Here is a 24,970-nt window from a genome sequence, read left to right as displayed (position 1 = left end):
GGCACTGCGTCGACCGGCCACCGCCTCGTCCTCCCGCACGCCCACGAGCGTCACGGCACCCGGCGCCCGGGCGGCAGCGCCGCTGGCGGCGCAGGACGCGCCGGGGTCACGGGGGGCGCAGAACGCGCCGGGGCCGCGGGGAACACCGGTAGCGGCGGCGGTTCCAGCCGGGCCCTGCTCAGCCGCGCCGCGGAGGCGGGCGGCGGCGGCGCGGTCGGCAGCACCCACATGCCGTCGACGGGCCGGCGGCTCAACCCGGGCCCGGCGCACAGCGCGGCGACGGGCACCCGGCCCAGGCGCCGCCGAGTGCGTTCGACCGCGCGCTGGGACCCCTGGACGACCACCGACAGTGCGAGCGGGCCGCCGCGCGGGTCGGGGACGGCCCGCACCAGGTGGTGCCACGAGCTGCCCAGGCGCACCACGACCTCCGGCTCGGCCGAACCGAGCATCCCGACGGCGACGCGCACCAGCTCGGCCGCGGCGGCGCTCACGAGCTCGGGGTCGCCGGTTTCGCCGCGGCTCCAGCTGTCGAGCACCATGCCGCTGCCGACGTCCACGAGCGCCGCGGCCCGCACCCACGGGTCACGCAGGAGCGGGCCGAGGACGGTCGCGAGCCCGTCGGCGCGGACGGTGACCGCGTGCCTGTGTCGTCCCACGGCCACCCCGCGCCCCGATCAGCGGTGGGCGGTGTTCGCCGGGAAGAAGGCCTGGCCGTCGGCCGGGGGCCGCGGGGCGGCGATGTTGCCCATGAACAGCTGCTGCTCGATCAACTTCAGGTCGCGGCGGGCCATGGCGAGGTTGGCCTGCGCCCGGTTGAGCACCAGGTAGAAGAACAGCTTCTCGTCGGCGCTGCCGCGGACCGGGCGGATCAGGTGGTACTGGGTGTCGAGGGTGATCAGGATGTCCTCGATCGTCTCGCGCAGGCCCAGCTTCTGCATCACCTCGAGCTTGGTCCGCACCACGTCGCTGTTGCCGGGTGCGGCGACCTCGAGGTCGAACTCGGGGCTGCCGCCGCGGGAGCCGAGGGTCATCCCGCTCTCGTAGTCGACGATCGCCACTGCGAACGCCCCCTTGATGTTTCCCGCCATGTCGAGCGTCAGGTCGAAATTACTCATCGTGCACTCCTCCAGCACAGTTCCGGAACCCGGGGAATTCGAGCCTAGCCGCGGCACCCGCAACGCCATTGGACGGGTGCGCTCATTACTGATCCTTTCGCGTACAGCGCATTTTCGATCTACGTCTTGCGCCGCAGTGCGGCGAGCAGCCGGCGGAGGACCTCGGCGTCGTTCCTCCACGTCACGCCGTTGCCGGGCATCCCGGGTGACGGCGTGGGCGACCCCCGGACCTCCGGCACGGGCTGCGGTGGCGGCAGTGGTGCTGCCGCCCGCCGCGGGAGCGCGGCCGGGGCCGCGCGCGGCATCGGCACGACGGGCTCGGACTGCGCGGCGAGCACCGGAGCCGCTACCGACAGTGACGAAACAGGCGTGGCCGGCGCCGGCCCGATCGGGGACATCGGAGCAGGCAGGGCGGAGGGCGGCGCCGCACGTCCGGTCGCCTGCCCAGGCCCACGGGTCGGCAAACCTGCAGGTAGAGCCCGCTGTTCCGATTGCACGGAACGGGACCGGAGCGGGTTCGCCGCGGCCAGGAGCCGTTCGCGCAGGCGGGTCGAGCCGAGCTCGCGACGGGCGGCGGCGAGGTTCCCGTGTGCGCGGTCGAGGCAGAGGTAGATCAGCAGCCCGCCGGACACGAGGGCGCCGATCTGCCGCACGAGGTGGTAGCTGCGCCGGGACGTGACGATCAGGTCGTCGAGCTCGTCGGCCTCGACCTCGGCGAGGTAGCGGGCTGCGCCGCCGCCCCAAGCGAGCAGCACCGTCGGCACGACAGTGGGATCACCGACCGGCTCACCGATCATTTGTCCGGTGGCGGGATCGACGAGGCAGGAGTACCGCGCTCCAGGTAGCCGGAGCAGTTCCTGGAGTGCATCACCGATCGTCGTCAAGCGCTATTCCTTCCGAGGGCCGGAAATATTGCCACACCTTCTCCCGGCACCATCCGCCCACCCTTTCAGACCTGACCCCCGGAGGCGTTCACCGCAATTCCGGATGCGCCTTGCGGACGAATGCCGACGCCACTCGGCACAGTCGCTGCACGGCCGGTCGGCGCAGCACGGCGGCGACCGGGGCCAAGGGGGCCGGCGGACCGTCGGACGGGACCGGAGCGGTGCCGCGCGAGCCCGGCAACCCACGGGCCGAGGCTTCGGGATGCGGCCGTCCGACGGACGGTCGATCACGCAGCGTGCCGGAATCGTCGCCCTGAGCCGGGTCGAGATCACGCCCTGCACGCCCATCGGGTGATGTCAGGTTCGCCGCCACACCGCCCACGCGGGAGCGCACGTTGGACCTCACGTCCCCCCGCGGCCCGGGCGGGGAGGCGCGGTCGAGGGAGGTGGGACGCGTGCACGGAGCCCACCCGAGACGCCCCACCCGCTCGGCGGGCCCCGGGGCGCGGCGGGCGGTGTTGCCGGTCCAGCGGTCGCGGCGGGGTGCCCACCCTTCGGGTGTCGGCTGGTGGCAGCCCCCGAAGCCGCATCGGAACAGGCCGCAGCGCGCGGGGGCGGCGGGACAGCCACCGGCCCGCACCGGGGAGGACACGGCCCGCCACCGCGCACCGGAGGTCACGGACGTCCTCCCGGTCGTCGACGCGCCCGCCCGCGCCGCGCGGTCCTCCCCCGGCGCCCACCGGGTGCGGCTGCTGCAGCGCGTGCTGCTCGGGACCGCGGCGGCGGCCGTGCTGGGACCGGTGCTCGCCTTCGCCGCCGGCTACCTGGCCTTCTCCGTCCCGAACCCGGACGAGGCGGTGAACAACCAGGTCACGGTCGTCTCGTTCGCCGACGGGAGCCCGCTCACCCGGCTCGTCCCCGAGGAGGGCAACCGGACGAAGGTGCCGATCGACCAGGTGCCGCCGCACGTGCGTCACGCCGTGCTCGCGGCGGAGGACCGCTCGTTCTACTCCAACCCCGGCTTCGACGTCGTCGGCATCATGCGGGCGGCCTGGAACCAGCTGCGCGGCGGCGAGGGCGGCGGCTCGACGATCACCCAGCAGTTCGTCAAGAAGGCGCTGGTAGGTGACGAGCAGACGCTGTGGCGCAAGTACAAGGAGGTCGTCCTCGCGGTCAAGATCTCCCAGGAGCGCACGAAGGACGAGATCCTCGCCGACTACCTGAACACGATCTACTTCGGCCGCGGCGCCTACGGTATCCAGTCCGCCGCCCAGGCCTACTTCGACAAGGACGTCCAGGAGCTCACCCCGACCGAGGGCGCGCTGCTCGCCGGGCTGATCCAGTCGCCGTCCCGGTGGGACCCGGCCGTGAGCCCCGACCGGGCCGTCGAGCGGTGGAACTTCGTGCTGGACGGGATGGTCTCGCAGGGCTGGCTCACCCCGGCCGACCGCGCCGCCGCCCACTTCCCGCAGAGCGACGCCCGCCGTTCGCTCGCCCGGGGCGTGCCGACCGACAGCCGCGGCCACATCGTCAGCGCCGTGACCGCGGAGCTGGAGGACCTCGGCTTCACCGAGCAGGACGTCGCCCAGGAGGGCCTGCGGATCACCACGACGGTGGACCCGCGCCGCCAGGAACAGGCGGTCGAGGCGGCCCACGACGCCCTGGACGGGCAACCGGTGAACCTGCGGAGCGCCGTGGTCGCCATCGACCCGCGGACCGGCGGCGTCCTCGCCTACTACGGCGGTGACAACGGGCTGGGCCTCGACTACGCGCAGGTGCGCAAGCTGGCGGGGTCGACGTTCAAGCCGTTCGTCGTGCTCGCCGGGCTGATGCGCAACCCGCCCGTCGGCCTCGGCGAGGTCTTCGACGGCCGGGAGATACCCGGGCTGCGCAACGCCGAGGGTGCCGACTGCGACGAGTGCGACCTCAAGCAGGCCATGACCGTGTCGAACAACGTCGTCTTCCACAGCCTCGCCAAGGAGGTCGGACCCGACGCCGTCGCCGCCGCGGCCCGCGCCGCCGGCATCACCGCGCCGCTCGACGACCCGACCGAGGGCATCGCGCTCGGCAACAAGGAGGTGTCGGCGCTCGAGCTGGCCTCGGCGTACGCGACGATCGCGGCCGGCGGGGTGTGGCGCCAGCCGCACCTCGTGTCGTCCGTCGTCACCGCGGACGACCGGGTGCTCTACCAGGCCTCCACGGACGGCGAGCGCCGCTTCCCGGAGCGGGTGGCGCGCAACGTGGTCGAGGCGATGCTCGGGGTCGCCGAGCACGACGACCTCTCCCTGCCGGGGCAGCGCCCGGTGGCGGCGAAGACCGGCACGGTGCAGTCGCGGTTCGAGGGCGAGAACAACGACGCGTGGATGGCCGGGTTCACCCCGTCGCTGGCCACCGCGGTGTGGATGGGCACCGACATGAACTCCCCCATCCGCACCGCCCGCGGCAATCCGATCCGGGGCAGCAGCCTCCCCGGGGACGTGTGGCACAAGGTCATGTCCCGGGCCCTCTCGGGGTCCCCGGTCGAGGAGTTCCCGCCGTTCCGGCCCATCGGCGAACCCCCTTCGCCGCTCGGGCCGAACGAGGAGCCGCCACCCACGTCCGAGCCGGCGCCCGCCCCGCTGGACGGCCGGCCGTCCGAGCCGCTCCCCGGTTCGCAACCCGGCCCACCGCCGGACGAGCCGGACGCGACACCCGACGACCACGACCGGCCGGGGTTCCTCGGCGACCCGGGGGTGGGAGGCGCCGCCGACGAGGACTGCTCGGTCACTCCTTGCGGCTGACGACGGCGGCGCTTTCGCCGACTACCGTGGTCACGTGGCCGCGCACACAGGCGAGCGGACGTTCGAGGTGGTGGCCTGGCTCTCGGAACGGCACCTCGTGCTCTACGTGCCCGAGATCGAGGCAGCCACCACCGCATCGGCGATGCCGGACGCCGAGGACGCGGCCCGATCCCTGATCGTCGACCTCACCGGCCTCGACCCCACGGCGGTGCGGTGTGAGATCCGCCTCGGCCGGGCCCGGGGAGGGCTCGGCGGACCACCCATGCCGGCCGTGTAGGCGGTTAAGGTCATCCCATGGCACAGGCGGTGACCGACGCCGGTCGCGACGTGGCGGACCGGATGGCCGAGGCGGCCACGGCGTGGCTCGACTCCCTCGACCCGACCCAGCGCGAGCTGGCGGTCGGCCCTCCCCCCGGGGGCGACGAGGCCGAGGCCGAGCGCACGCGCTGGTTCTACACGCCGACCGACCACGGCGGCCTCACCTTCCACCAGCAGCGCCCGGCGCAGCACCGGCTCGTGATGCGGCTGGTGGCGAGCGGCCTGTCGGAGGCCGGGTACACGACCGTCGCCACCGTGCTGGGCCTGGAGAACGTCCTCGACCGCGCCGAGGGCTTCACGGCCGGCTTCGGGCGGGAGCGGGGCCGCGACCCGGGCATGTACTACCTGCGGGTCTTCGGCGAGCCGGGCGGGCGGGCGCCGTGGGGATGGCGGTTCGGCGGCCACCACGTGTCACTGCACAACCTCGTGGTGGACGGGCGCGTCGCCGCGACCACCCCGTGCTTCCTCGGCGCCGACCCCGCCACCTCGCCGCTCCTCGGCGGTGCCGCGCTGCGGCCGCTCGGGGCGGCCGAGGACCTGGCCCGTGAGCTGGTGCGATCCCTGCGCCCCGAGCTCGCCGCGCGCGCCGTGCTGCTCTCCCGCGCCCCCGACGACATCGTGGCCGGCAACAGCCCGCGGGTCGACGATCGGGCCGTCGTGCGCGACGAGCTGTTCCGGCCCGGGCCGTACACCGACGCCGCCGCGGTGTCGCCCGTCACCGGCCTTGACGGCGACGACCAGCGCGCGGTTGCGCTCACGCCGAACCCGAAGGGCGTGCCGGGCGCCGAGCTCGACGCCGCGCAGCGCGAGCTGCTGCGGGCGCTGCTCGGCACCTACCTCGACCGGGTCCCGGCCGGGGTCTCCCCGCTCCCCCGCTACGACGACCCGGCCGCCATCGACGCCGTGCACGTCGCATGGGCCGGCTCCACCGCTCCTGGGGAGCCGCACTACTACCGGCTGCAGGGCCCGCGGCTGCTCGTCGAGTGGGACAACACGCAGCGGAACGTCAACCACGCCCACGCGGTGTGGCGCGACCCCGAGTCGGACTTCGGCCGCGACGTACTGGCGGCTCACCGGGCGGCCCACCACTCCTGACGGCTCGCCCGGACGCCGACACGGCCGGGGCCGTCACACACCGACTCCTGGCGCGACACACCGACTGCAGTCGATGTGCGAGCACGGAAGTCGGTGTGCGAGCGGTGTGGGCGAGCCGCTGCCCGCCCCTATCCTGGCCGCGTGGACCAGGAGTACTGCCTGGGGAGGCCGCACCCCGCGCTGGCTCCCTTCGTGGTGCGCTACCTGGGCTACCGCGAGCACAGCAGCACGCCGGTGCGCCGCCGGCAGGTGCCCGGCGCCTCGTGCACCCTGATCCTCGGCCTCGGCCCGCCGATCCGGCTGTTCGGGCCGGCCGGACCATCCGTGCCCGCGTCGTTCCTCGCCGGCATGCACGACGGTCCCGTGCTCACCGAGTTCACCGGCCACCAGCACGGGCTGCAGGTCGACCTCGGCCCGCTCGGCGTCTTCGCGCTGCTCGGCCGCCCGATGCCCGAGCTCACCAACACCGCTCCGCAGCTCACCGAGCTCGACGTGCCCGAGCTGGCCGGCCTCCCGGCGCGGCTGGCCGAGGTCCCCGGCTGGCCGCGCCGCTTCGCCCTGCTCGACGAGGCGCTGCTGCGCCGCCTCGACGCCTGTGCAGCCCGGCCCGACCCGGAGGTGGCGTGGGCGTGGCGGCAGCTCCGGCGCAGCGCGGGGCGCATCGGGGTGCAGGAGCTGGCCGAGGACACCGGTTGGAGCCGCCGCCACCTGCTCACCCGCTTCCGCACGCAGGTCGGCCTCGGCCCGAAGACCACGGCCCGGGTGCTGCGGTTCCACCACGCGGCCCGGCTGCTCGCCCCGGCGAGCGTCTACACGGGCGATCCCGCGAGCGGGGCCCGATCGATCTCGGACGTCGCCGCCGCGTGCGGCTACGCCGACCACGCCCACCTGGTCCGGGAGTTCCGCGCGCTCGGCGGCTGCACCCCCACGGAGTTCCTGGCCGGGTGGAGCTGAGCGCTTCCCATTCGTCCAAGCCGTCGCCCACCGCTCGCTCCTAGCGTCTGCCGCATGAGCATCTACGTGACACTCCGCTACGACGACGCCCGCACCGCGATCGCGTACCTGACCGGGACGCTCGGGTTCGTCGAGCAGCACCTGTCCACCGCCGACGACGGCACCGTCGCGCACGCGGAGCTGAGCTTCGGGGACGGCGTCGTCATGGTCGGTACGCGGCGCGGCGGCTCGGACCCGTTCGACACGGGACGTGCGGTCGTCTACCTCGCCCTCGACTCGGCCGAGGCCGTCGACGCCCATCACGACCGGGCCGTCGCCGCGGGCGCCGTGGTCGTGCAGGAGCTGGTGGACCAGCCGTACGGCTCGCGCGAGTACGCGGTGCGCGACCCGGAGGGCAACGTCTGGCCGGTCGGCAGCTACCGGCCGGAGGTGAAGCCGTGACCGTGGACGCGGCCGTGCGGGAACGGGTGGCCGGGCTGGTCTTCGGGTTCTTCCCGGCGCAGGTGGTGCAGACCCTCGCACGGCTGGGTGTGCCGGACGCGCTCGGCGAGGGCTCCCTCGACGTGGACGCGCTCGCGGCCCGCACCGGCGCGCATCCCGACGCGCTCGCCCGGCTCCTGCGCGCCGCCACGGGCCTCGACCTGACGACCCGGACCCCGGACGGCGCCTACGCGCTCACCCCCGGAGGGCAGCTGCTGCGCACCGGTGTACCCGGCTCCATCGGCAACCTGGCCCAGTTGTTCTGCGGCGACGCCGTCTGGCGGGCGTGGGGTGAGCTGGAGTGGAGCGTCCGCACCGGGGAGCCGTCCTTCGAGAAGGTCACGGGCCGCTCCGCGTTCGACCACATGGCCGACGACCCGACGATGAACGCGATCTTCACCGAGGCGATGGCCGAGGGCACGCGGATGGCCGCGGCGGGCATCGTGGCCGCGTGCGACCTGACCGGCGTCAGCACGCTCGCCGACGTCGGCGGTGGCAACGGCACGCTGCTCGCCGCGTTCCTCGACGCGCACCCGCACCTGCGGGGGATCCTCTTCGACTCGCCGTCGGGAGCCACGGCGATCGTCGACGAGCGGTGCGAGGTGGTGACCGGCGACTTCTTCGTCTCGGTTCCCACCGCGGACGCGTACGTCATGAAGAGCGTGATCCACGACTGGGACGACGAGCGCAGCGTCACGATCCTCTCCCGAGCGCGGGAGGCGATGCCTGCCCACGGGGTGCTGTACCTGGTGGAACCGGTGCTCCGGGACGATCCGGAGGTGCTCGGCGACCAGCGCATGCTCCTGATGAGCGACCTCAACATGCTCGTGTGCCTCGGCGGGAGGGAGCGCACGCAGGAGCAGTTCACCGACCTGCTCACCGCGGCCGGGCTGCGCCTCACCGGTGTCACCCCGGCAGCCGGTTCGGCCTACTCGGTCATGCGGGCGGTCCCGGCGTGACGCCGCTGGAGCGGCTGCGTGCCATCTGCACGTCGCTCCCCGATGTCGCCGGCGAGGTGGGAGGCCTTCGTCGCCTACCTCATTCCCTTCGCCGTCTACTTCCTGGCCCAGGGGATCATCTTCGCCGGCTTCCTCCGGTGGCGGGCGGGTAAGGCCTGCCCCGCTGTGGCAGGAGATGCTGGTCAACTCCGTCATCATGACGCTGGGCGCGCTGGTGTGGGTCCTGCTGTGCTACGTCCCGTTGCTGTCCGGGGGCACCATCGTGTTCGGCTCGGACCCACGGACAGCCACGGCAGCAGGCATGGGCGGTATCTACTACCTCCCGCTGCTGGTGCCCTGGCCACTCTGTGCGTGCCTCTACACGTTCTACTTCCGCAAGACCGGTCGGGTCTTCGCGGGGTCGCTGCACCGAGCCGAGTCCTGATCGATCGGCGCGGCGCCAGGACGGTGCTTCTCGGCCGCGCCCGCGGTGATCCATCCGAGATCGGGCCAACAGCGCCCTCGTCGGCCAGCCGAGCCTCCCGGATGACGCACGAGCACAGTGTGGTTGGCGGAGCAAACCCGGAGCGATCGGGCTGGGAGCGCACGTCACGTCCCAAGACGCGCCGGCACGACCGCCCTGCTCAGGCCGCATGCGACGGCACCGGGCGGCCCTCGAAGCCATCAGGCTCGTTGCCGCCCATTCGGCATGAGACCCGAGCTGGAAACCAGGACCATCCCGAACACCGATCTCGTCCGCGCGACTTCCGCTCCCGGCCATGTCCGCACCGTTCCTCGGCCGGTGGCGGGTGCCGATCAGCCGAGATCATCCGGCGGGATCTCCTCAGCGCGCGCCCGGAGCGCCTCCGCCATCGCCTCGCAGCCCTGTCGGATCTGCGCGACGATGTTGCCGGCGACCGGGATGAGCAACCCTCGGAGCGTCTCGTCCTGCTCGAGCCGCGTGCGACCGGACTCGACACGGACCAGGCGGAACCGGTGGTCGGCGTCCATGATTCCGGGCAGGAAGAGATGCGAGGTCCACCGGAGCTCCTCTTGCGGGCACACAGTGCGGATGCGGCACCTGCCCACGCCGGACCTACCCCCGGGCAGCGCCGCGTGGAGGGTGATCGTGCCGCCCTCGGCCAGGTCTCCCTCCGCTCGGGGGTAGTAAGGGTTCCAGGAGCCGTAGTCGCTGAGGCCGGTGAGGACCCGCCACACGACGGCCGGCGGCGCGTCGATGGTGGTCGACATCGATAGAGAAGCGGACAGCACAGACGTGGTCTCCTTGCCGGTGTGCGAACGGGCAGCGGTCGCTGAAGGGCCTACTGGTCCTCGCTCTGCCCGACGAGCGACGAAAGCCGGCTGATGCTCCTCGCCGGGAACCGCTCGACCGCAACGGCCGCAGATCGACCTCGGGCACACCGATGACCCCTCGCGCCATCGGCGGTAGGAGGGGCTCCGACGTGGCGCCGCGGCCGTACTCGCGCAGTCCGCCCCCCTAGTTGGAGCTTCGGGCAGCGAGGGCCTGCCACTTAGGCGATGCGACCGACTCCACCGAACAGGTAGACCTCCCGCGTCTCGCCGACGTCGATCCCGTCAGGCCGCCACTGTGAGCAGGAGACCACCCCTGGCTCCAGCAACTCCATTCCGTCGAAGAATCGGGCGATCTCGGCGCGGTCGCGGGCCCGGATCGGAGTGCCGCCCCGTTCGGTCGTCTCCCGCATCACCCGCAGCATCCGCTCCCCGTGGACCTCCGCGGTGGAGTGGGTCAGCACCATCATGCTGCCAGGGGCCAATGCCGAGACCAGCCGCGCCACACTCCCGTACGCCTCCTCGTCGTCCACGATGTGGTTCACCACGCCCAGCAGCATCAGCCCCACCGGCTGATCAAAGCTCAACGTGGATTTCGCCGCGTCGAGGACCGCGTCGGGCTCACGCAGGTCGGCCTGCAGGTAGGCGGTAGCACCTTCCGGGGTGCCCTTGAGCAGAGCGCGAGCGTGCGCCATAACGAGCGGGTCGTTGTCGACATAGACGACGCGGCACGACGGATCCGTCGCCTGCGCCACCTCGTGGGTGTTGTTCAACGTGGGCAACCCGGTGCCGACATCGAGGAACTGGCGGATACCGCACTCCGCGACCAGATACCGGACGACTCGGATCAGGAACGCCCGTTCGGCGCGAGCCCCATCGGCGATGTCCGGGATCTGGGCCAGGACGGCATCTCCTGCCGCACGGTCGGCCTCGTAGTTGTCCTTGCCACCAAGCCAGTAGTTCCAGATCCGCGCCGACTGCGGCACGCTGGGGTCGATCTCCGTGGGCTTCACACATCCATGATGGCCCAGCCCTGCCGTCGCAAGGGTTCGGATGCGGCGATCGCCGCGGCTTCAAGCCGCAGCTCGATCAGCACCGCAGGCGACACGAGCTAGATCGCCGGCAAACGACAGCCGGAGCGAGAACCAGCAGCCCAGATCAGGGTCCCGACCAGCATCGCCGGCGCTGAGCCTCCACCCCGCCGGACACCGCAAGGCCACCCGTTCGAGGGGTGCTCCCCGAGATCGCGGTCGACACTCTCAGCCAGACTTTGATCACCTCTCACCTGGAGGGCCACGCATGGCGGGCAAGTTCGAGGTGTACAAGGACCGCGCCGGCAAATACCGCTTCCGACCAAAGGCGTCAAACGGTCAGGTCGTCGCGACGGGCGAGGCCTACGAGACCAGAGCAGCCGCGCTGAAGGGCTGCGAGTCGGTCCAGCGAGCGGCCGACGGCGCCCCATCGTCGAGACCGAGAGCTAGCCACCGGAGGACTGACTCCCCTAGCAGAATCGCGGCTCGCTCCACCAGCACTGAAGGCTGATCCACGGCAAGACAGCGCGCGCAGCTAGCTGGGTTCCATCCCGCTCGCCATCGCCAACAATGCCCGTCGCACGAGGCGGATCTCGTCCTGCTCGGCCAGGACCTGGGTGACTCGCCCACAGGCACCGCGCGGCCCTACTCGACGCCGAGCCCGTCGCCGATGCGGTCCCGGGAAATGCGCAGGAAGAACGCCGCCCTCACCTGCGCTTTGGCTACAGCGCAATCGGCGAGGGAGCCGTGCACGGGTACGCTCGCTGACCCGCGGCGGTTCGACCGGCACACCGGTGCCCTCGCGCCAGGCACACACGCACTTGGGCAACAGCCTCCATGTGGCCGCCCGTGCACCCAACCGCTGATCATGGTCTCCGCGACCGCGACCGGAGCGCTAGAGGGACTTCGCGACCTCGACCAGCTGGTCCAGCGCCGCGCCCCAGCCCTCGATGAAGCCCATCTCCTCGTGCTGCTTCTTCGCCGATGAGTCGGCGTGGATCGCCGTGGCGGTGTACTTCGTGCCGCCGTTGCCGTCGGGCTCGATGCTGATCACGGCGGTGAACGGGAAGCCGCCCTCGACGATCTGCGGGCGGAAGCCTTCGCCCATAGCCGAGGTGAAGACCAGCCGGGTTCCCTCCTCGACCGCCAGGATGCAGCCCGTGTTCGGGTACTCGTCGCCCTCGGGCGAGCGCATGGTGGTGTTGCACCTGCCACCAGGCTGCAGGTCCATCTCGCAGGACGTGGTGGTCCAGGGCTTCGGGGCGAACCACTGCACGAGCAGCTCGGGAGTGGTCCAGGCCCGCCAGACCAGCTCGGGTGCGACGTCGACGTTGCGCTCCAGCACGAGGTCGAGCTCGGGGTCGACGGTGTAGACGGTCATTGCTGCTCCTTCAGGTCGTAGAGAAAAGCATCGAGTTGGTCGAGGCGCCGGGTCCACAGGGCGCGCTGGGCAGCGAGCCAGGACGCCATGTCCTCGAGCGGCTGGGGCGCAAGCCGATAGGTCCGCACGCGCCCCTTCTTCTCCGACGTCACCAGGCCGGAGCGCTCCAGGACGCCCAGGTGCTGGGTGAACGACGGCAGCGCCATGTCGAAAGAGCGGGCCAGGTCGCTGGTCGTCGCGGGCCCCTGCCCGAGGCGTTCGACGACCCGGCGACGGGTGGGGTCCGACAGCGCGTGGAACACGCCGCCCAGATCCACCGCCTCGCCCATTCGCTTAGGCACACGCCTAAGTGTGCGGGCCGGACATCACTTAGGTCAACCCCTAAGTGTTGCGAGTCGATCTCCCCGGTCCGATCGATCGTCGTTCCCAGCCCACGCCGGCCTGACCGTCGGGTCCGACGCCGGCGATGGTGGCCAGCACCTTCGCCGGCCGGTGCTGCCCGTCCCGGCTGATCGGCAGGTCGTCGTGGCGGGTGGCCAGCACGAACCGGATCTCCCGTGCGGTCATCCAGTCCCGGAAGGCGGGGTTCTGGCCGTAGGCCTCGTCCGCGGTCACCCACGATCTGCCGGTCAGGGCTTCGGCCCAGGACGCGCGGTTGAGCATCGCGACACCGAGTTCCGGCTTGGTCGCGAACCCGTCTTCAGCGCAGCACCATGTCTGCGCCAACCACTACCGCCGCCGCGTCCACCGACCCCCATGGCCCACGGACCGCCATTGCAGTATCAACCGAGGCGCTGCAGCGCCTTCTCTACGGCGACCTCGACACGAGCCGTCATGCCAGACACATCGACTGGGCGGCGCCCTGCAACCTGGCGGCGAATCAACTTGGGTCCGTTGTCATCATGGTGAAGCAGGGTGTACAAGTCCCACCACGGGTCGAGAGTTACGCCCGCGATTGATTCGTACAGCAACCGGAGTCGCTCGGCCCAATCAGGCGAATAAAGTGAAGTCAGGTATCGCCGACACTGTCCGACGTCGATGGCACGAGATCCTCGGTGAATTCCATTCCAGTCGGTGAGTCCCGTGATTTTGCCGCGCGACCAAAGCAGATTGACAGGTAGGTAGTCGCAGTGCAGGAAGACGTCACCATCCTTAGGTGGTAGTGCTTCCATGACATTGAAGGCTGCCTTCCACACTTCAGGCCGCTGCGCGCCGTCTGGCACACGAAAACGACCAAGAGGTGCGATCCACGAGTCAGTCCAAGGCCGAAAAGTCGGCGCTGGAAGGTCGACGGAATGCAGTAGGGCGGCGAACTCTGCGATCCTCGCTATCCACGACCCGTGCTCCGCCGGGTTCAGGTGAACGCGGCCAGGTAACCGTGTCATCAGCAGAGAGGGCGCACCCTTCGTGGCAACGCCGGCAACATCAGCCGCCAGAATCCTCGGCACCGGAAGCCCGCTTCCTGCCACCACGTTCAAGTTGACGATTTCCTTCTCCATGGCGGCCCGAAGCGCCGCCTCGCCCGGCGGGTACTGCCGCAATACCACAGTGGTTCGTGTGTCGTGTCGCTCAACCGTCAAGCGATGGACGGCAGAGTTGACGCCACCGGTCAATCGGCGATGCCCGACGATGCGACTGCCCTCGCCTATAGACGCCGCAGCCCAGGCGAGAGCATCCGTGGAGGGCCGACGTTGGAAGAATCTGCTCTCTCTCCAGTCGCTGCCGGTCGGCTCATCTTTGGTGGGTCGCATCGTCTCTGTCCATGCCTGAGAACCTATGACCTTCCGGGAGCAATGATTGGAATCTCTGGATTACCGGGGGCGTACCCTTCCGGCGATCTTGAGGCGATCAAGGAAGATCGGCGCGCCTACGCCGGTCGGGAGGGTACGAATCGTGCTCACCGTAGTTCCTGGAGCTGCCGCCGCCGTCAACATCCGAAGATCACGCAGTGGCCGCGAGCCATAGGGTAGAACGTCTGCGATGGCAGGCCGAGACTGACAGGCTGCTCGATCGGATGGCCGGGCGGTTCGGCTGTCGCGGGTCCGTGCATGAGGACCGGGTGAGGGGGATCGTGGAGCGCGCGTTCCTGTCGCAACTCGGCGATGTGCGCGTGCAGGAACAACAGCAGCCACCACGGTTGGCTCAGCTGCGTCGGCCATCGACCTCCGGCACTGACCGACGCCGGGACGAACCCGGTTGCCGCTGGTCGGCCGACCGCCGCCAGCCGTCGCGGGGTCGCCCGCCGCGCATCCACTCGCTCGTCCAACCCGCCACAGCGTCGCAGGACGGTGAGATCGACCCACTCGTCCTGATCGCAATCGACTGCTGGAGGTACCCGAACCGGCTACCCACTCACGAGCGTCGGCGCAGCGCGCCGTACGTCCGGCGGAACGGTCGCGCTACCGGTGAACCCCGCGACCGCCAGCCCCGTTTCGAGAGGATAGGTGAGGAGCCGGTGGGTCCGCATCGGACTGCTACTCGGGATGGGGGACCAGGCATGGCCGGGCGGTCGTACCAAGGGCTGTGGGTGGCGATCACCAGCTGCCTGATCGTGAGTCTCGCCGGGTGCACCGGGATGGCGACCGGGGTGAACGCGGCGGGACCCCAGCCGCAGCCGGCCGGAGTGAATGCAGTCGAATCCTCGCCGACGACGCCCGCGGACGCCGGGCCGCCCGCGCCGGTGCGGGTGCTGCAGCTGAACCTGTGCAACAGCGGCATCGCCCAGTGCTTCTCCAACGGCCGATCGATCGAGGAAGGCGCCTCGGTGATCAGCATCGAGAAGCCCGACCTGGTCACCCTGAACGAGGTCTGTGACGGCGACATGCCGACCCTTGAGCGGGCTCTCGCCAATGCCGTGCCCGGCGGCACGGTCGGGTCCGCATTCCAGGCGGCGCGTGACCGGAACACCGGCGACGACTACCGCTGCGCCAACGGCCAGCGGTACGGCATCGGCATCGTGTCCCGGTGGCCGTCGGTGCCCGGGTCCTCCGCAGACAGCGGGATCTACCCGATCCAGGACCCGGAAGACCCCGAGGAGCGGGCATGGCTGTGCCTGGACGTCGCCGCCACCCCGACAGTCGCCGTCTGCACCACGCACCTGGCCTACACCGATCGGGAGGTCACGGTCGGCCAGTGCACGTACCTGCTCGACACGGTCATCGCGGAGAGGCGCGCGCGGGACGGGGCGCCGCCGCTGGTGCTGGGGGGTGACCTGAACATCTCATCCCGCGACCGCCAGGCCCTCGGGTCCTGCTTCCCGGCCGATTCCGCGGCCGCCAACGACGGCGGGGTGATGCACGTCGTGGCGACCCCCGAGTACGTCGTCGACAACTCCCGGCCGATCGAGCTGCGCATCGATACCGAACACCCCGGCCTACTCGTCAACCTCACTCCCAGCACGCCATAGCACGACCGCGGGGCCCTCGGGCGCTGCGGTCGTGCAGCTGCGCGTAGGTCCACCGCTGCTCCCCGTCGATCACGCCGATGCGGTCGCCGTGGGCCGCGGCGGCTCGGTCGAGGTAGACCGTCGGGGTCAGCGGCTCGTAGGACATCGGGTCGGCCGTCATGCTGGTCGCGCCCTCCGGCGGTCGGGGTCGGTGGTGAGCTGGGCGGCGATCTGGGCGAAGCTGCTGCGGTGGAACACGAGCGGGGCGATGTCGGGCCGGGCCTCGACCCGCCCGACGCGTAGGAGTGCGATCACGTGGTCGCCGGCGTCGGCTTCGCGCTCGAGCGTGCAGACGAACACGGCAGGGCTGCCCGCGACGTGTAGCGCGCCGTCCCCGGTGATCGCCGTCTGCAGTCCGGCGAAGCGGTCGCCCTCCCGGGCCGCCAGCGCGCGAGCCGCCGCGGCGTGTCCGCCGGCGAGCACGCTCACGCCCAGCACCGGCAGCGTGCGCAGGACGGGCCACGTGCGCGAGGTGCGCTGCAGGCAGACCGCGATGAGCGGCGGGTCGAGCGACACCGGCACGAAGGTGCTGGCCGCCATGCCGACGGGCACGGTGCCGTCGAGCCCGCAGACCGCGACGACCCCCGTCGGGAACGTGCCGAACGCACGCCGCAGCGCGTCGGCGGGCGGCACACCGGCGGTGGTCATGCGGCCGGCCTCCTGTCGCGGCCGGCCGCGACCAGCGCTGTCACGGCCGGTCGCCAGTACCGGCAGTAGCACGCGATCGCGGCGGCCGGATCCTGGGGAGGTCCCGCGACGTGCAGCACCGGGGCCGGGCAGCGGGCACCCGCCGCCACGAGGGCTGCCACCAGCGGCCAGCCGCCCGTGCTGCCCGCCCCACCGACGACCAGCGCGAACGCGAGGGCGCCGGACAGGTCGGGGTGAACGTGCGCCGTAGGCCTTCCGGCGTCGGCGCGGCTCGCCGCGACGACGACGTCGGGACGGACAGCGCCCGGCGCGCCGGCCTCCCAGGGCTGGCGCACCTCGTCGGGGGCACGCCCGGTGAGCGCTGTCGCGAATGCGGTGGCAAGCCCGGCGAGGCCGGGATCATCTGCGAGAACCGTGGTGATCATGCGACGTGTCCCTTCTGCGGTGTCGTCCCGCCGGCGGTCAGCGCGCGACGCACGGCGAGCAGGTCGCGCGGGGCGTTGAGCGCCGTGGCACCGACGACCTCGCCGTCGTCCCGGTGCAGGAACAGCCGCCCGTGCCCGTCGCCGGTCGCGACCTCGCCGGTCGCCGTCCCCCGGGCTCCGACGTGCTGGATGCGCACGTCGTACTGGTCGGACCACACGTATCCCGTGGTCGTGAACGGGCCGGCAACCCCGCTGGTGATGGCGCGCGCGACGTAGGCGGCCTGTTCCCGGGCGGTCGTCCAGTGCTCGGTACGCACGTGGTGGCCGCTGCGGACATCGGCCCATCGCGCCACGTCCCCGACGGCCCACACCCCGTCGACGCCTTCGGCGGCGAGGCCGGGCCCGCATCGCACGCCGTCGCCCTCGTCGAGTCCCGAGTCGCCGAGCCAGCCGGTCGCCGGGGCACTGCCGATGCCGACGACGACCAGGTCGACGGGCAGGACGGCGCCGTCGTCCAGTTCGAGTGCCTCGACCCGGGGGCTGCCGCGGTAGCCGACGACCGCGCGCCCGCAGACGACCCTCGTCCCGTGGTCGGCGTGCAGGCCGAGAACGGCTGCCGACACGGCCGCCGGGCGACGCGGCCGAGCAGCCGCGGACCGGCCTCGACGATCGTGACGTCCAGCCCGCGCTCGCGGGCCGCCGCCGCGACCTCGCAACCGACGAACCCGCCGCCGACGATCGCCACTCGCGCCGCGCCGGCGAGCTCGGCGCGCAGGGCGTGGGCGTCCGCGCGGGTGCCGAGGTGATGCACCCCCGGCATCCCGTCGAGCGCGGGGAGCCGCCGCGGGTGCGACCCCGTCGCGATGACCAGCCGGTCGAACCCGAGGCGGGCTCCGCCGTCGAGATCGAGGCGGCGGGCGTGCAGGTCCAGGCGGGTCAGCTCCGTCGCGGGCAGGTGCTCGACGGCGAGAGCACGGAGGCCGTCGGCGGTGAGGAGCGGGGGCGGCTGTGGCTCCTCGCCCGTGAGGACACCCTTCGAGAGCGCGGGCTTGTCGTAGGGCAGCCCGTCCTCGCGGTCGACGAGGACGATCCGCTCGTCGTACCCGACCGCCCGCAGCGCGTGCACCACGCGGACGCCGGCGACCGACCCGCCGGCGACGACGAGCGGTCCCCGGCCGATGCGGCTCACGGCCGGCTGAGGCGGATCGCCCGCGCCGGGCAGTCCGCCTCCGCCTCGGCGACCGCGGCGTCGTCGGCGTCGTCCGGGTGCCCGGCGAGGACCGTCGCGATCCCGGTCACCGGGTCCAGGTCGAAGACCTCCGGCGCAGCGACCACGCAGTTGCCGTAGCCGTTGCACGCGCTCTCGTCGATCTCGATGCGGTATGGCAATGGTCAGCCCTTCCCGACCGTCTCGAAACGGACCGGCAGAGCGGTGGGGCCGAGGTGGTTGCCGCCCTGTAGCCCGCTCCAATCGGCCGGTCCGTCGGGGCGCAGCCGCGGGTGCCGGCAGAGGGTGGTGAGCAGGATCGCCAGCTCGGAGCGGGCGAGCGCCGCGCCCAGGCACTGGTGGACGCCCCAGCCGAAGCCGAGGTGGCCGCGCGCGTCCCGATCCGGGTCGAAGCGGTCCGGGTCCGGAAAGCGCTCCGGGTCGCGGTTGGCCGCGGCGAACGACAGCAGGACCGCGTCGCCCTCAGGGATCGGCGTGCCCGCCACTTCGACGGGGCGGGTGGCGCGGCGGGCGAAGTTCTGCGCCGGGCTGCGCAGGCGCAGCATCTCCTCGACGTATCCCGGCGCCCGGGTGGGGTCGGCGCGCAGCCGATCCTGGAGACCGGGGTCCTCGACGAGCAGGTGCACCAGCGTGCTGGCGGCGTTCATCGTGGTCTCGTGTCCCGCGACGGCGAACGTCGCGAGCACGCTGACCTGCTCGTCCTCGACGAGCGGGCGGCCGTCGACCTGTGCGTCGAGGAGGGTGGTCACGTAGTCGTCCGGGCGGGCGGCGCGGTGGCCGGCGAGCTCGCGCCGCATGAGCTCGTAGATCCGGCGGCGGGCGCCGGCGAAGTCGACCTCCTCGCCGCCGGCGGCGAGGCCCGCCCACATCTCCTCGGTGAGCGCGCGGAACTCGCGCACCGTCGCCGGTGTGAACCCGACGAGCTCGGTGAGCACCTCCAGCGGGAGCGGTAGCGCGACCTGTTCGACGAAGTCACCGCCACCGCGGGCGGCGAAGGCGTCGACGAGATCGGTGATCGTCCGTTCGAGGAACGGACGCAGCGTCCGCACCCGGCCGGGCGACAGCGCCTCGGTCATCAGGCGCCGGTAGGCGGTGTGCAGCGGCGGGTCGAAGTCGATCGGGATCGCCCGCTGGGTGCCGTCGGTCGGAATGCGGTGCCCGGACGCAGAGGAGAACGTCGCGGGGTCGCGAAGTGCCGCGCGCACGTCCTCGTACCGGGTGAGCATCCAGAACCCGCCTCGCCGCGGCGATCGGGTCACCGGGCAGGCGCTTGCGCTCCGATAGGCCTCCCACACCGTCGGCTCGGTCATCGCCGGGTCGTAGGGGTCGAAGTCGATCTCGGCCGCGGACGGTCCGGGCGGGGACACGGCGGTCACCGCCCGGCCTCGCGGGGCCCGACGTACCCGGTCTGGCCGGCCTCGGAGCCGAGCGCGAGCACGGGGCCGTTCATGTCCTCCTGCCAGACCAGCGAATCCATCCCGATCTGCAGCGGGTGGTCCTGCACGGTGTAGACGCCGAGACCGTCCGGGCCCTCGTAGTGCGCGTGCTCGAGCCAGCCGGGGGCCGAGAGCAGCAGGTCGCCCGCCTCCCAGGCGATGTCCTGCCCGTCGACCGTGCTGACACCGGAGCCCGAGAAGTGGTAGTTGATCGCGACCGACGAGTGCCGGTGGCCCCGCCCGCGCGGACGGGCGGGCCGGCCGGGCGGCATGAGGGTGGCCGTGACGAAGAAGTTGTGCGTGGCGCCCTGGCGCCGCCCGGTCGCCGGGTTGTAGAGCGCCATGATCGTGCGCTTCCCGTCCCCGGCCACCTGCGACAGATGGGCGCGGACCTGCTCCCACGGCCAGTGCAGCGGGTGCGACTCGACGACCTCGATGTCGACGAGGAACTCGTAGCCGCGCAGGCGGGCGCCGGTGTCGCCGATCGGGAGGTCGGGGGCGGTCCGGCGGGTGTAGGCCGTATCCGCGCCCTCGGACCGGGCAGCGGCCGTCGACGGCTGCCACGAGTCCGGCAGGTCCTCGCCGTAGTGCACGCCGAGCCGTTCGAGCAGCGGCGCGTTGGAGTAGCTCAGCCGCGCCCAGACGTCCGGGGAGGTGTTGCGGAACCGGAAGGGCTTCATGGCCGGCAGGTTCACGACGTCCAGGTGGGCGAGGTCGATGGTGGTGTCGGCGGCCTCGATGCCGCCGCTGCCGCGGATGCCGATCTCGACGCGATGGGCGTTCTCGCGCAGTGGGATGGTCTCCTCGCCAGGGTTGAGCACCTCGATGGTGACGGACACCCCCGGCGCGAGGCCGAGGCCGGGGTCGGTCGCCGAGGGGTGCACGATGCGGGCCGCGCGACGGCCGTTGGCAGGCCGCGGGGACCGGGCGAGGCGCTCGATCTCGGCCTCGATCTCGGCGCGGGTGACCTTGAGCGGCGCCCAGGCCTGCGGAGTCGGTGCCGGGTTGCCGCTCACGTCGACCATGCGGGTGGTGGCGGCGGGGCGGATCTCGGTGATGCTCATGACGTTCTCCCATCGGGCAGGGGTGCCGGCGCCGCAGCGGGTGCCGCCACCGGGGTGGGGCTCTCCTCCTCCGCGGCCACGTGCGGGCTGCGGAGTGCGAGGGTGGCGGCCAGGCTGACGATGCCGAGGCCGACGAGGTAGGCGGAGACAGCGGTCGAGCCGCCGGTGGCCGACAGCAGGACGGTCGCGACGATCGGGGCGAGTGCCCCGCCGAGGACGCCACCGATGGCGTACGCGACCGACGAGCCGCTGTAGCGGACCGCTGCGGGGAACGCTTCGGCGATGAAGGCGCCGTACGGGCCGGTCGCGAGGCCGATGCCGGCTCCGCCGACGGTGCAGGCGAGTACGACACCCGTGACAGAGCCGGTGTCGACGAGCCAGAAGTACGGGAAGGCCCACAACGTCAGCACGACGACGGCGACGACGATCACCGGACGTCGTCCGTACCGCTGCGCCAGCACAGCGGAGAGGGGGATCGCTGCCGCCCAGACCAGCGCAGTGGCGACGGTGACCGCGAGCATCGTGGACGAGGGCACGAGCCCGCGCGTCGCGACGTAGGTCAGGGTGAAGACCAGCACGATGTTGCCGACCGCCGAGGCCAGGATGTTCAGCCCGGCCGCGGGCAGGAGCGTCCGCGGTCGGCGGAGCACGTCGAGCAGTGGCGAACGGCGCACCGCGCGCCGGCTGCGCACCTGCTCGAACTCGGGGCTCTCGTCCAGCCGCAGCCGCAGGACCAACCCGAAGGCGACCAGCAGGGCGCTGGCCAGGAACGGGATGCGCCAGGCCCAGCCGGCGAACGCCGCGTCGTCGGCGGCGAGCCGGACCGCGAGGAACACCACGCTCGCCAGCACGACTCCCAACGGCAGCCCGACCTGTGGGAACGAGCTGTAGAGGGTGCGCCGTCCGGGCGGGGCGTGCTCCAGTGCGAGCAGCGTCGCGCCGCCCCATTCGCCGCCGACACCCAGTCCCTGGACGAAGCGGAGCACCACCAGCAGGACCGGGGCCGCCACGCCGATCGACGCATAGGTCGGCAGGAGGCCGATCACCAGCGTTCCGAGGCCCATCACGAGCAGCGACAGCACCAGCATGCTGCGGCGGCCGATCCGGTCCCCGAAGTGGCCCATGAGAGCGCCGCCCACCGGGCGGGCGACGAACCCGATCGCGAACGTCGACAGCGCGGCCAGGGTGCCGGCGACCGGCGAAGCGCCCGGGAAGAACTGCGGCCCGAACACCAGCGCGGCGGCCGTGCCGTAGATGAAGAAGTCGTACCACTCGATCGTGGTCCCGACGAGACCGGCGAGCGCGACCCGACGGGCGCTCGGAGGGGCGGTGGGCGCGGACATCTCGGCCCTCACCGCGAGCTGAACCGGACGGGCAGTGAGGCCAGGGAGGGGAAGATCAGCGATGGGAAGCGGGGGGCGCCTCCGTCGGCGCGGATCGCGCCCACCCTCTCGGCGAGGCCCGCCAGCGTCTCGGCGAGCTGGATCCGCGCGAGCGGCGCTCCGAGGCAGTGGTGCAGCCCCATTCCGAACGCGAGATGCTGGGCGGCGTTCTGCCGGTGCGGGTCCATCCGGTCGGGCTCGGGGAAAGCCCGGTCATCGGTGTTGGCGGCACCGATGACGACCAGCACCTGCTCGCCGGCGGGGAGCACCGTGCCGTTGGAGGCGACGACGTCCTCCGCCGGGATGCGATTCGCCACCTGCACCGGCGCCCGCAGCCGCAGCAGCTCCTCGCGGATGCCGACCTGGGTCGCCGGGTTGCGGCGAGCGGTATCGAGGAGCTCTGGGCGCTCGGCGAGGTACTCGACGAGGTTGGCGATGGACGTCCGGGTCGTCTCGAAACCGGCATCGAGCACGGTGTGCATCAGCGAGAGCACCTCGTCGTGGCTGAGCCGGCCGTCCGACTCCGCAGCGAGCAACCGCTCGACCAGGGGCGTCGGCCGGGTCGTCCGACCGAGGAACCCGTCGAAGTAGTCGAAGTAGAACTGCGAGACCTCGTCGAGGCGGGCCTGCTGCGCCGGCTCGAGCGGGAACGGCGAAAAGATCATCAGGAAGTCGACCTGGGTGTCCAGCATGAGAGCCCAGTCCTCGTCCGGCATGCCGATGAGCAGGCGCAGCACCCCGCGGGGGATGCGGGCGGCCAGCTCGGCGACGGCGTCGAACGGCTGCCCGGCGGACAGGACCCGGTCCAGCTCCGAGGCCACCTCGGCCGCCGCGGCGGCCCGCAGCTCCTCCGACCGACGGGCGGTGAACAGCGGCGCGACGGCCCCGCGGAGCCGCCGGTGCACCTCGCCGTCGGTCTGCACCATGTTGGCCCGCAACCGGCGGGCCGCGGCGCCGGCCGGGAACCACTCGGGCAGGTCCCGGCCGGGTGGCTGCATCCGGCCCGTGGGATTCCGCAGCACGGTCTCCGCATCGGCGTAGCGGGACACGACGCGGGCCGGGCCGGCCTGGAGGACGGGGAAGTCCTCCCGGAGCGTCCGGTAGACCTCGGTCCGGTCGCCGGACAGCCAGCCAGGATCGGAGAAGGCAGCGAGCGGATCGGGCGCGGTGGTGGGGGCGGTCGTCATTGTCAGCTCCCGTGACGGTGGACGGACTAGCAGTGGCCGAGCACCCGGTCGCCCCGGTCGAGCAGGACGCGGACCCGGGATTCGCCTGCCTGCGAGAGCGGCAGCAGCGGCGGGCGGACGTGGGCGGACGCGATCCGGCCCTGGGTGTGCAGGACCCACTTGGCCGGTGCCGGGTTGGTCTCCACGAACAGCAGGTCGACCAGCGGATGAAGGCCGTAGTGCAGCTCGCGTGCGGTCTCGTGGTCGCCGGCCTCCCACGCCTCGTACATGCGGGCGACGGCCCACGGGGCGAGGTTGGTGACGGCGCTGATGAACCCGGCGCCGCCGAGGGCGAGCAGCGGCAATCCCAGCAGTTCGATCCCGGACCAGACGAGCAGGCTGCGCCCGCACCGGTGCAGGACGCGGGAGAAGTGCTCGAAGTCCTTCGTCGTCTCCTTGATCCCGACGAGGTTGTCGTGGTCGTGGAACAGCCGCGCGACGGTCTCCGGCGCGATGTCGACAGCGGTGCGCGACGGCACGTTGTAGATGACGATCGGCAGGTCCGGGAACTCGCGGGCGACGGTCGCGTACCAGGTGTAGAGGGCGTCCTGGGTCGGCCGGGCGTAGTAGGGCGTGATCACCAGCGCCGCGTCGGCGCCGGCGTCCCGCGCCGCCGCGGTGATCTCGAGCGTCTCGTCGAGTTTCGCCGAGCCCGTTCCCGGGACGAACGGCACCGAGTCGTCGACGACCTCGGCGACCGTGCGAATGGCGGTGATCCGTTCCGTGACCGTCTGGGCCCCGGGCTCCCCCGTGGAGCCGCCGATGGAGATGCCGTGCGAACCCGACTCCAGCTGCCAGCGGACGAGGCCGCGCAACGACTCCAGATCGAGTGCGCCGTCGTCGGTGAACGGGGTGATGACCGGTGCGATCGAGCCGCGGATGCGCGCGGGGTCGCTGCGGAACTTCACGACGTACCTCCGGTGAGCAGGCCGGCCACGGCCAGGTCGGACAGGCCCATACCCATGCCCTTGAAGACGGTGCAGCGCGGGTCACACGGCCGGGCAACGCTGCCCGCGACGACGTCGGCGAGAGTCCGGACATCTGCCCACTCGTCGGCGTCGGCGCCGTAGAACTCGCGCAGCTCGCGGGAACCCCTCCGGGCGGTGGGCAGGCTGTCGACGACGGTGAGCGCGGACTCGCCGAGCAGTGCGGGCTCGAACTCGGCGTGGGTCGGCAGGATCGCGCCCACGGCGTTGAGATGGGTCCCGGGCGCGAGGTGCTCGGCCCGCAGGAACGGCTCGGACGCCCGGGTGATCAGCGTGACGATCGGGGCGTCCTTGGTGGCGTCGGCGACGGAACCGGCGACGATCGTCTCCAGGCCGAGCCCGTCCCGGACCTGCTCGGCCAGTGCCTCGGCCCGCGCGAGCGTCCGATTCCAGACTCGCACGGATCGCAGAGGGCGAACCGCGGCGACTGCCTCGACCTGCCGCAGCGCTTGCCGGCCGGCGCCGAGCACGGCCAGCTCGTCGGCGTCCGGGGCGGCGAGCCAGCGGGTGGCGACGCCGGAGACCGCCGCGGTCCGCAGGGCTCCCGCCGTGCCCGCCTCGGCCACGCCGAGCGTGGTCCCCTCGGCCGCGGAGAACAGCGTGAGCAGCGCGCTGGCCCCGGCCGGGGTGTTCACCCAGGTCTTGAAGATCGCGAGCTGCGCGTCGAGGTCCACCGCCCCCAGGGCGTGGGCACTCCCCCGCGCGGCCGGCTCGTCCGCCGTGGGCGCAGGCCAGCTCGCCATCGACTTGTCGAGGTTCCAGGCCCGGCCCGCGGCCTCGTGCGCGAGGACCCGCTCCACGGCGTCGATCACCGCGGGCAGCGTCACCGACGCGCGCACGTCG

General features: G+C 72.3%; 29 protein-coding genes and 1 pseudogene. 9 read left to right on the top strand and 21 right to left on the bottom strand.

Annotated features, from left to right (window positions below; all coding sequences use genetic code 11):
* Positions 1-50: 50 nt before the first annotated feature.
* From FB388_RS12680 to FB388_RS12670, 3 genes are all read right to left on the bottom strand, one after another.
* Positions 51-656, bottom strand: coding sequence for a hypothetical protein (locus FB388_RS12680; protein WP_142100605.1), 606 nt, complete (start codon positions 654-656; stop codon positions 51-53).
* 18 nt (positions 657-674) lie between these two features.
* Positions 675-1,115, bottom strand: coding sequence for a hypothetical protein (locus FB388_RS12675; RefSeq protein WP_142100602.1), 441 nt, complete (start codon positions 1,113-1,115; stop codon positions 675-677).
* 119 nt (positions 1,116-1,234) lie between these two features.
* A complete protein-coding gene (locus FB388_RS12670; protein WP_142100600.1) occupies positions 1,235-1,870 on the bottom strand; it encodes a hypothetical protein in 636 nt (211 codons plus the stop codon).
* 584 nt (positions 1,871-2,454) lie between these two features.
* Between FB388_RS12670 and FB388_RS12665 the strand changes: the two genes are divergently transcribed.
* The 7 genes from FB388_RS12665 (at position 2,455) to FB388_RS12635 (ending at position 9,009) form a co-directional block, all read left to right on the top strand.
* Positions 2,455-4,779, top strand: a complete 2,325-nt coding sequence (locus FB388_RS12665; RefSeq protein ID WP_246121874.1) for a transglycosylase domain-containing protein — start codon at positions 2,455-2,457, stop codon at positions 4,777-4,779.
* A gap of 34 nt (positions 4,780-4,813) precedes the next feature.
* Positions 4,814-5,056 (top strand): hypothetical protein, encoded by a 243-nt coding sequence (locus FB388_RS12660; RefSeq protein ID WP_142100598.1) that lies wholly within the window; start codon positions 4,814-4,816, stop codon positions 5,054-5,056.
* A gap of 17 nt (positions 5,057-5,073) precedes the next feature.
* On the top strand, positions 5,074-6,192 hold the full coding sequence (locus FB388_RS12655; RefSeq protein ID WP_211361877.1) for a DUF3500 domain-containing protein: 1,119 nt from the start codon (positions 5,074-5,076) through the stop codon (positions 6,190-6,192).
* A 141-nt stretch (positions 6,193-6,333) separates the two neighbouring features.
* Positions 6,334-7,146, top strand: coding sequence for a helix-turn-helix domain-containing protein (locus FB388_RS12650; RefSeq protein WP_142100596.1), 813 nt, complete (start codon positions 6,334-6,336; stop codon positions 7,144-7,146).
* A gap of 54 nt (positions 7,147-7,200) precedes the next feature.
* Positions 7,201-7,587 carry a VOC family protein gene (locus FB388_RS12645; RefSeq protein ID WP_142100594.1) on the top strand — a complete coding sequence of 129 codons (387 nt, stop codon included), beginning with the start codon at positions 7,201-7,203 and terminating at the stop codon, positions 7,585-7,587.
* Positions 7,584-8,585, top strand: a complete 1,002-nt coding sequence (locus tag FB388_RS12640; protein ID WP_142100592.1) for a methyltransferase — start codon at positions 7,584-7,586, stop codon at positions 8,583-8,585. Before FB388_RS12645 ends, FB388_RS12640 begins: the two co-directional genes overlap by 4 nt.
* Before the next feature lie 175 nt (positions 8,586-8,760).
* Positions 8,761-9,009 carry a hypothetical protein gene (locus tag FB388_RS12635; RefSeq protein ID WP_142100590.1) on the top strand — a complete coding sequence of 83 codons (249 nt, stop codon included), beginning with the start codon at positions 8,761-8,763 and terminating at the stop codon, positions 9,007-9,009.
* A 371-nt stretch (positions 9,010-9,380) separates the two neighbouring features.
* Here FB388_RS12635 and FB388_RS12630 read toward each other — a convergent pair whose 3' ends face one another.
* Together FB388_RS12630 and FB388_RS12625 are read right to left on the bottom strand one after the other, a co-directional pair.
* Positions 9,381-9,815: an SRPBCC domain-containing protein gene (locus FB388_RS12630; protein WP_142100588.1), complete on the bottom strand. Its 435-nt coding sequence runs from the start codon at positions 9,813-9,815 to the stop codon at positions 9,381-9,383.
* 281 nt (positions 9,816-10,096) lie between these two features.
* On the bottom strand, positions 10,097-10,888 hold the full coding sequence (locus tag FB388_RS12625) for an SAM-dependent methyltransferase (RefSeq protein ID WP_142100586.1): 792 nt from the start codon (positions 10,886-10,888) through the stop codon (positions 10,097-10,099).
* 40 nt (positions 10,889-10,928) lie between these two features.
* Between FB388_RS12625 and FB388_RS41050 the strand changes: the two genes are divergently transcribed.
* Positions 10,929-11,417 (top strand): YegP family protein, encoded by a 489-nt coding sequence (locus FB388_RS41050; protein ID WP_342787893.1) that lies wholly within the window; start codon positions 10,929-10,931, stop codon positions 11,415-11,417.
* A gap of 384 nt (positions 11,418-11,801) precedes the next feature.
* Here the strand turns inward: FB388_RS41050 and FB388_RS12615 are convergent, their stop codons facing one another.
* From FB388_RS12615 to FB388_RS12600, 4 genes are read right to left on the bottom strand one after another with little or no spacing between them, the layout of a single operon-like run.
* Entirely contained in the window at positions 11,802-12,287 is a 486-nt protein-coding gene (locus FB388_RS12615) for an SRPBCC family protein (protein WP_142100582.1), read from the bottom strand.
* Positions 12,284-12,616, bottom strand: coding sequence for an ArsR/SmtB family transcription factor (locus tag FB388_RS12610; protein WP_142100580.1), 333 nt, complete (start codon positions 12,614-12,616; stop codon positions 12,284-12,286). Before FB388_RS12610 ends, FB388_RS12615 begins: the two co-directional genes overlap by 4 nt.
* A 52-nt stretch (positions 12,617-12,668) precedes the next feature.
* On the bottom strand, positions 12,669-13,013 hold the full coding sequence (locus FB388_RS12605; RefSeq protein WP_281290395.1) for a transposase: 345 nt from the start codon (positions 13,011-13,013) through the stop codon (positions 12,669-12,671).
* A gap of 56 nt (positions 13,014-13,069) precedes the next feature.
* Positions 13,070-14,038: a phosphotransferase family protein gene (locus tag FB388_RS12600; RefSeq protein WP_142100574.1), complete on the bottom strand. Its 969-nt coding sequence runs from the start codon at positions 14,036-14,038 to the stop codon at positions 13,070-13,072.
* 746 nt (positions 14,039-14,784) lie between these two features.
* Between FB388_RS12600 and FB388_RS12595 the strand changes: the two genes are divergently transcribed.
* Positions 14,785-15,693: an endonuclease/exonuclease/phosphatase family protein gene (locus FB388_RS12595; RefSeq protein WP_170225589.1), complete on the top strand. Its 909-nt coding sequence runs from the start codon at positions 14,785-14,787 to the stop codon at positions 15,691-15,693.
* Here FB388_RS12595 and FB388_RS12590 read toward each other — a convergent pair.
* From FB388_RS12590 to FB388_RS12535, 12 genes and pseudogenes are all read right to left on the bottom strand, one after another.
* Positions 15,674-15,853, bottom strand: coding sequence for a hypothetical protein (locus tag FB388_RS12590; protein ID WP_142100570.1), 180 nt, complete (start codon positions 15,851-15,853; stop codon positions 15,674-15,676). The two genes, FB388_RS12595 and FB388_RS12590, sit on opposite strands and share 20 nt — an antisense overlap.
* The gene (locus FB388_RS12585; protein ID WP_142100567.1) at positions 15,850-16,380 is read right to left on the bottom strand and encodes a flavin reductase family protein; all 531 of its coding nucleotides are present in this window, start codon (positions 16,378-16,380) and stop codon (positions 15,850-15,852) included. The genes FB388_RS12590 and FB388_RS12585 overlap by 4 nt, the downstream gene beginning before the upstream one ends.
* Positions 16,377-16,805 (bottom strand): hypothetical protein, encoded by a 429-nt coding sequence (locus tag FB388_RS12580; protein ID WP_142100565.1) that lies wholly within the window; start codon positions 16,803-16,805, stop codon positions 16,377-16,379. Before FB388_RS12580 ends, FB388_RS12585 begins: the two co-directional genes overlap by 4 nt.
* The gene (locus tag FB388_RS40385; RefSeq protein ID WP_281290416.1) at positions 16,802-17,023 is read right to left on the bottom strand and encodes an oxidoreductase C-terminal domain-containing protein; all 222 of its coding nucleotides are present in this window, start codon (positions 17,021-17,023) and stop codon (positions 16,802-16,804) included. Before FB388_RS40385 ends, FB388_RS12580 begins: the two co-directional genes overlap by 4 nt.
* 120 nt (positions 17,024-17,143) lie before the next feature.
* A pseudogene (locus FB388_RS40380) lies at positions 17,144-17,931 on the bottom strand (NAD(P)/FAD-dependent oxidoreductase); the annotation flags it as partial.
* A 59-nt stretch (positions 17,932-17,990) separates the two neighbouring features.
* Complete coding sequence (locus tag FB388_RS12565) at positions 17,991-18,194, bottom strand: ferredoxin (RefSeq protein WP_142100561.1); 204 nt, start codon at positions 18,192-18,194, stop codon at positions 17,991-17,993.
* A gap of 3 nt (positions 18,195-18,197) precedes the next feature.
* A complete protein-coding gene (locus FB388_RS12560) occupies positions 18,198-19,409 on the bottom strand; it encodes a cytochrome P450 (protein ID WP_142100559.1) in 1,212 nt (403 codons plus the stop codon).
* Positions 19,406-20,533, bottom strand: a complete 1,128-nt coding sequence (locus FB388_RS12555) for a cupin domain-containing protein (protein WP_211361876.1) — start codon at positions 20,531-20,533, stop codon at positions 19,406-19,408. The genes FB388_RS12560 and FB388_RS12555 overlap by 4 nt, the downstream gene beginning before the upstream one ends.
* On the bottom strand, positions 20,530-21,876 hold the full coding sequence (locus FB388_RS12550) for an MFS transporter (RefSeq protein ID WP_142100557.1): 1,347 nt from the start codon (positions 21,874-21,876) through the stop codon (positions 20,530-20,532). Before FB388_RS12550 ends, FB388_RS12555 begins: the two co-directional genes overlap by 4 nt.
* A gap of 8 nt (positions 21,877-21,884) precedes the next feature.
* The gene (locus FB388_RS12545; protein ID WP_142100554.1) at positions 21,885-23,102 is read right to left on the bottom strand and encodes a cytochrome P450; all 1,218 of its coding nucleotides are present in this window, start codon (positions 23,100-23,102) and stop codon (positions 21,885-21,887) included.
* 26 nt (positions 23,103-23,128) lie between these two features.
* Positions 23,129-24,049, bottom strand: coding sequence for a 4-hydroxy-tetrahydrodipicolinate synthase (gene dapA / locus FB388_RS12540; RefSeq protein WP_142100552.1), 921 nt, complete (start codon positions 24,047-24,049; stop codon positions 23,129-23,131).
* The gene (locus FB388_RS12535) at positions 24,046-24,966 is read right to left on the bottom strand and encodes an ornithine cyclodeaminase family protein (RefSeq protein WP_246121872.1); all 921 of its coding nucleotides are present in this window, start codon (positions 24,964-24,966) and stop codon (positions 24,046-24,048) included. Before FB388_RS12535 ends, dapA begins: the two co-directional genes overlap by 4 nt.
* Positions 24,967-24,970 lie beyond the last annotated feature (4 nt).

Origin of the sequence: Pseudonocardia cypriaca (genome assembly GCF_006717045.1) — a bacterium.
In the GTDB taxonomy this organism is placed as follows: Bacteria; Actinomycetota; Actinomycetes; order Mycobacteriales; family Pseudonocardiaceae; genus Pseudonocardia; species Pseudonocardia cypriaca.
The sequence above is the reverse complement of the archived record's forward strand: the minus strand, read 5'-3'. Positions and strand labels throughout refer to the sequence as shown.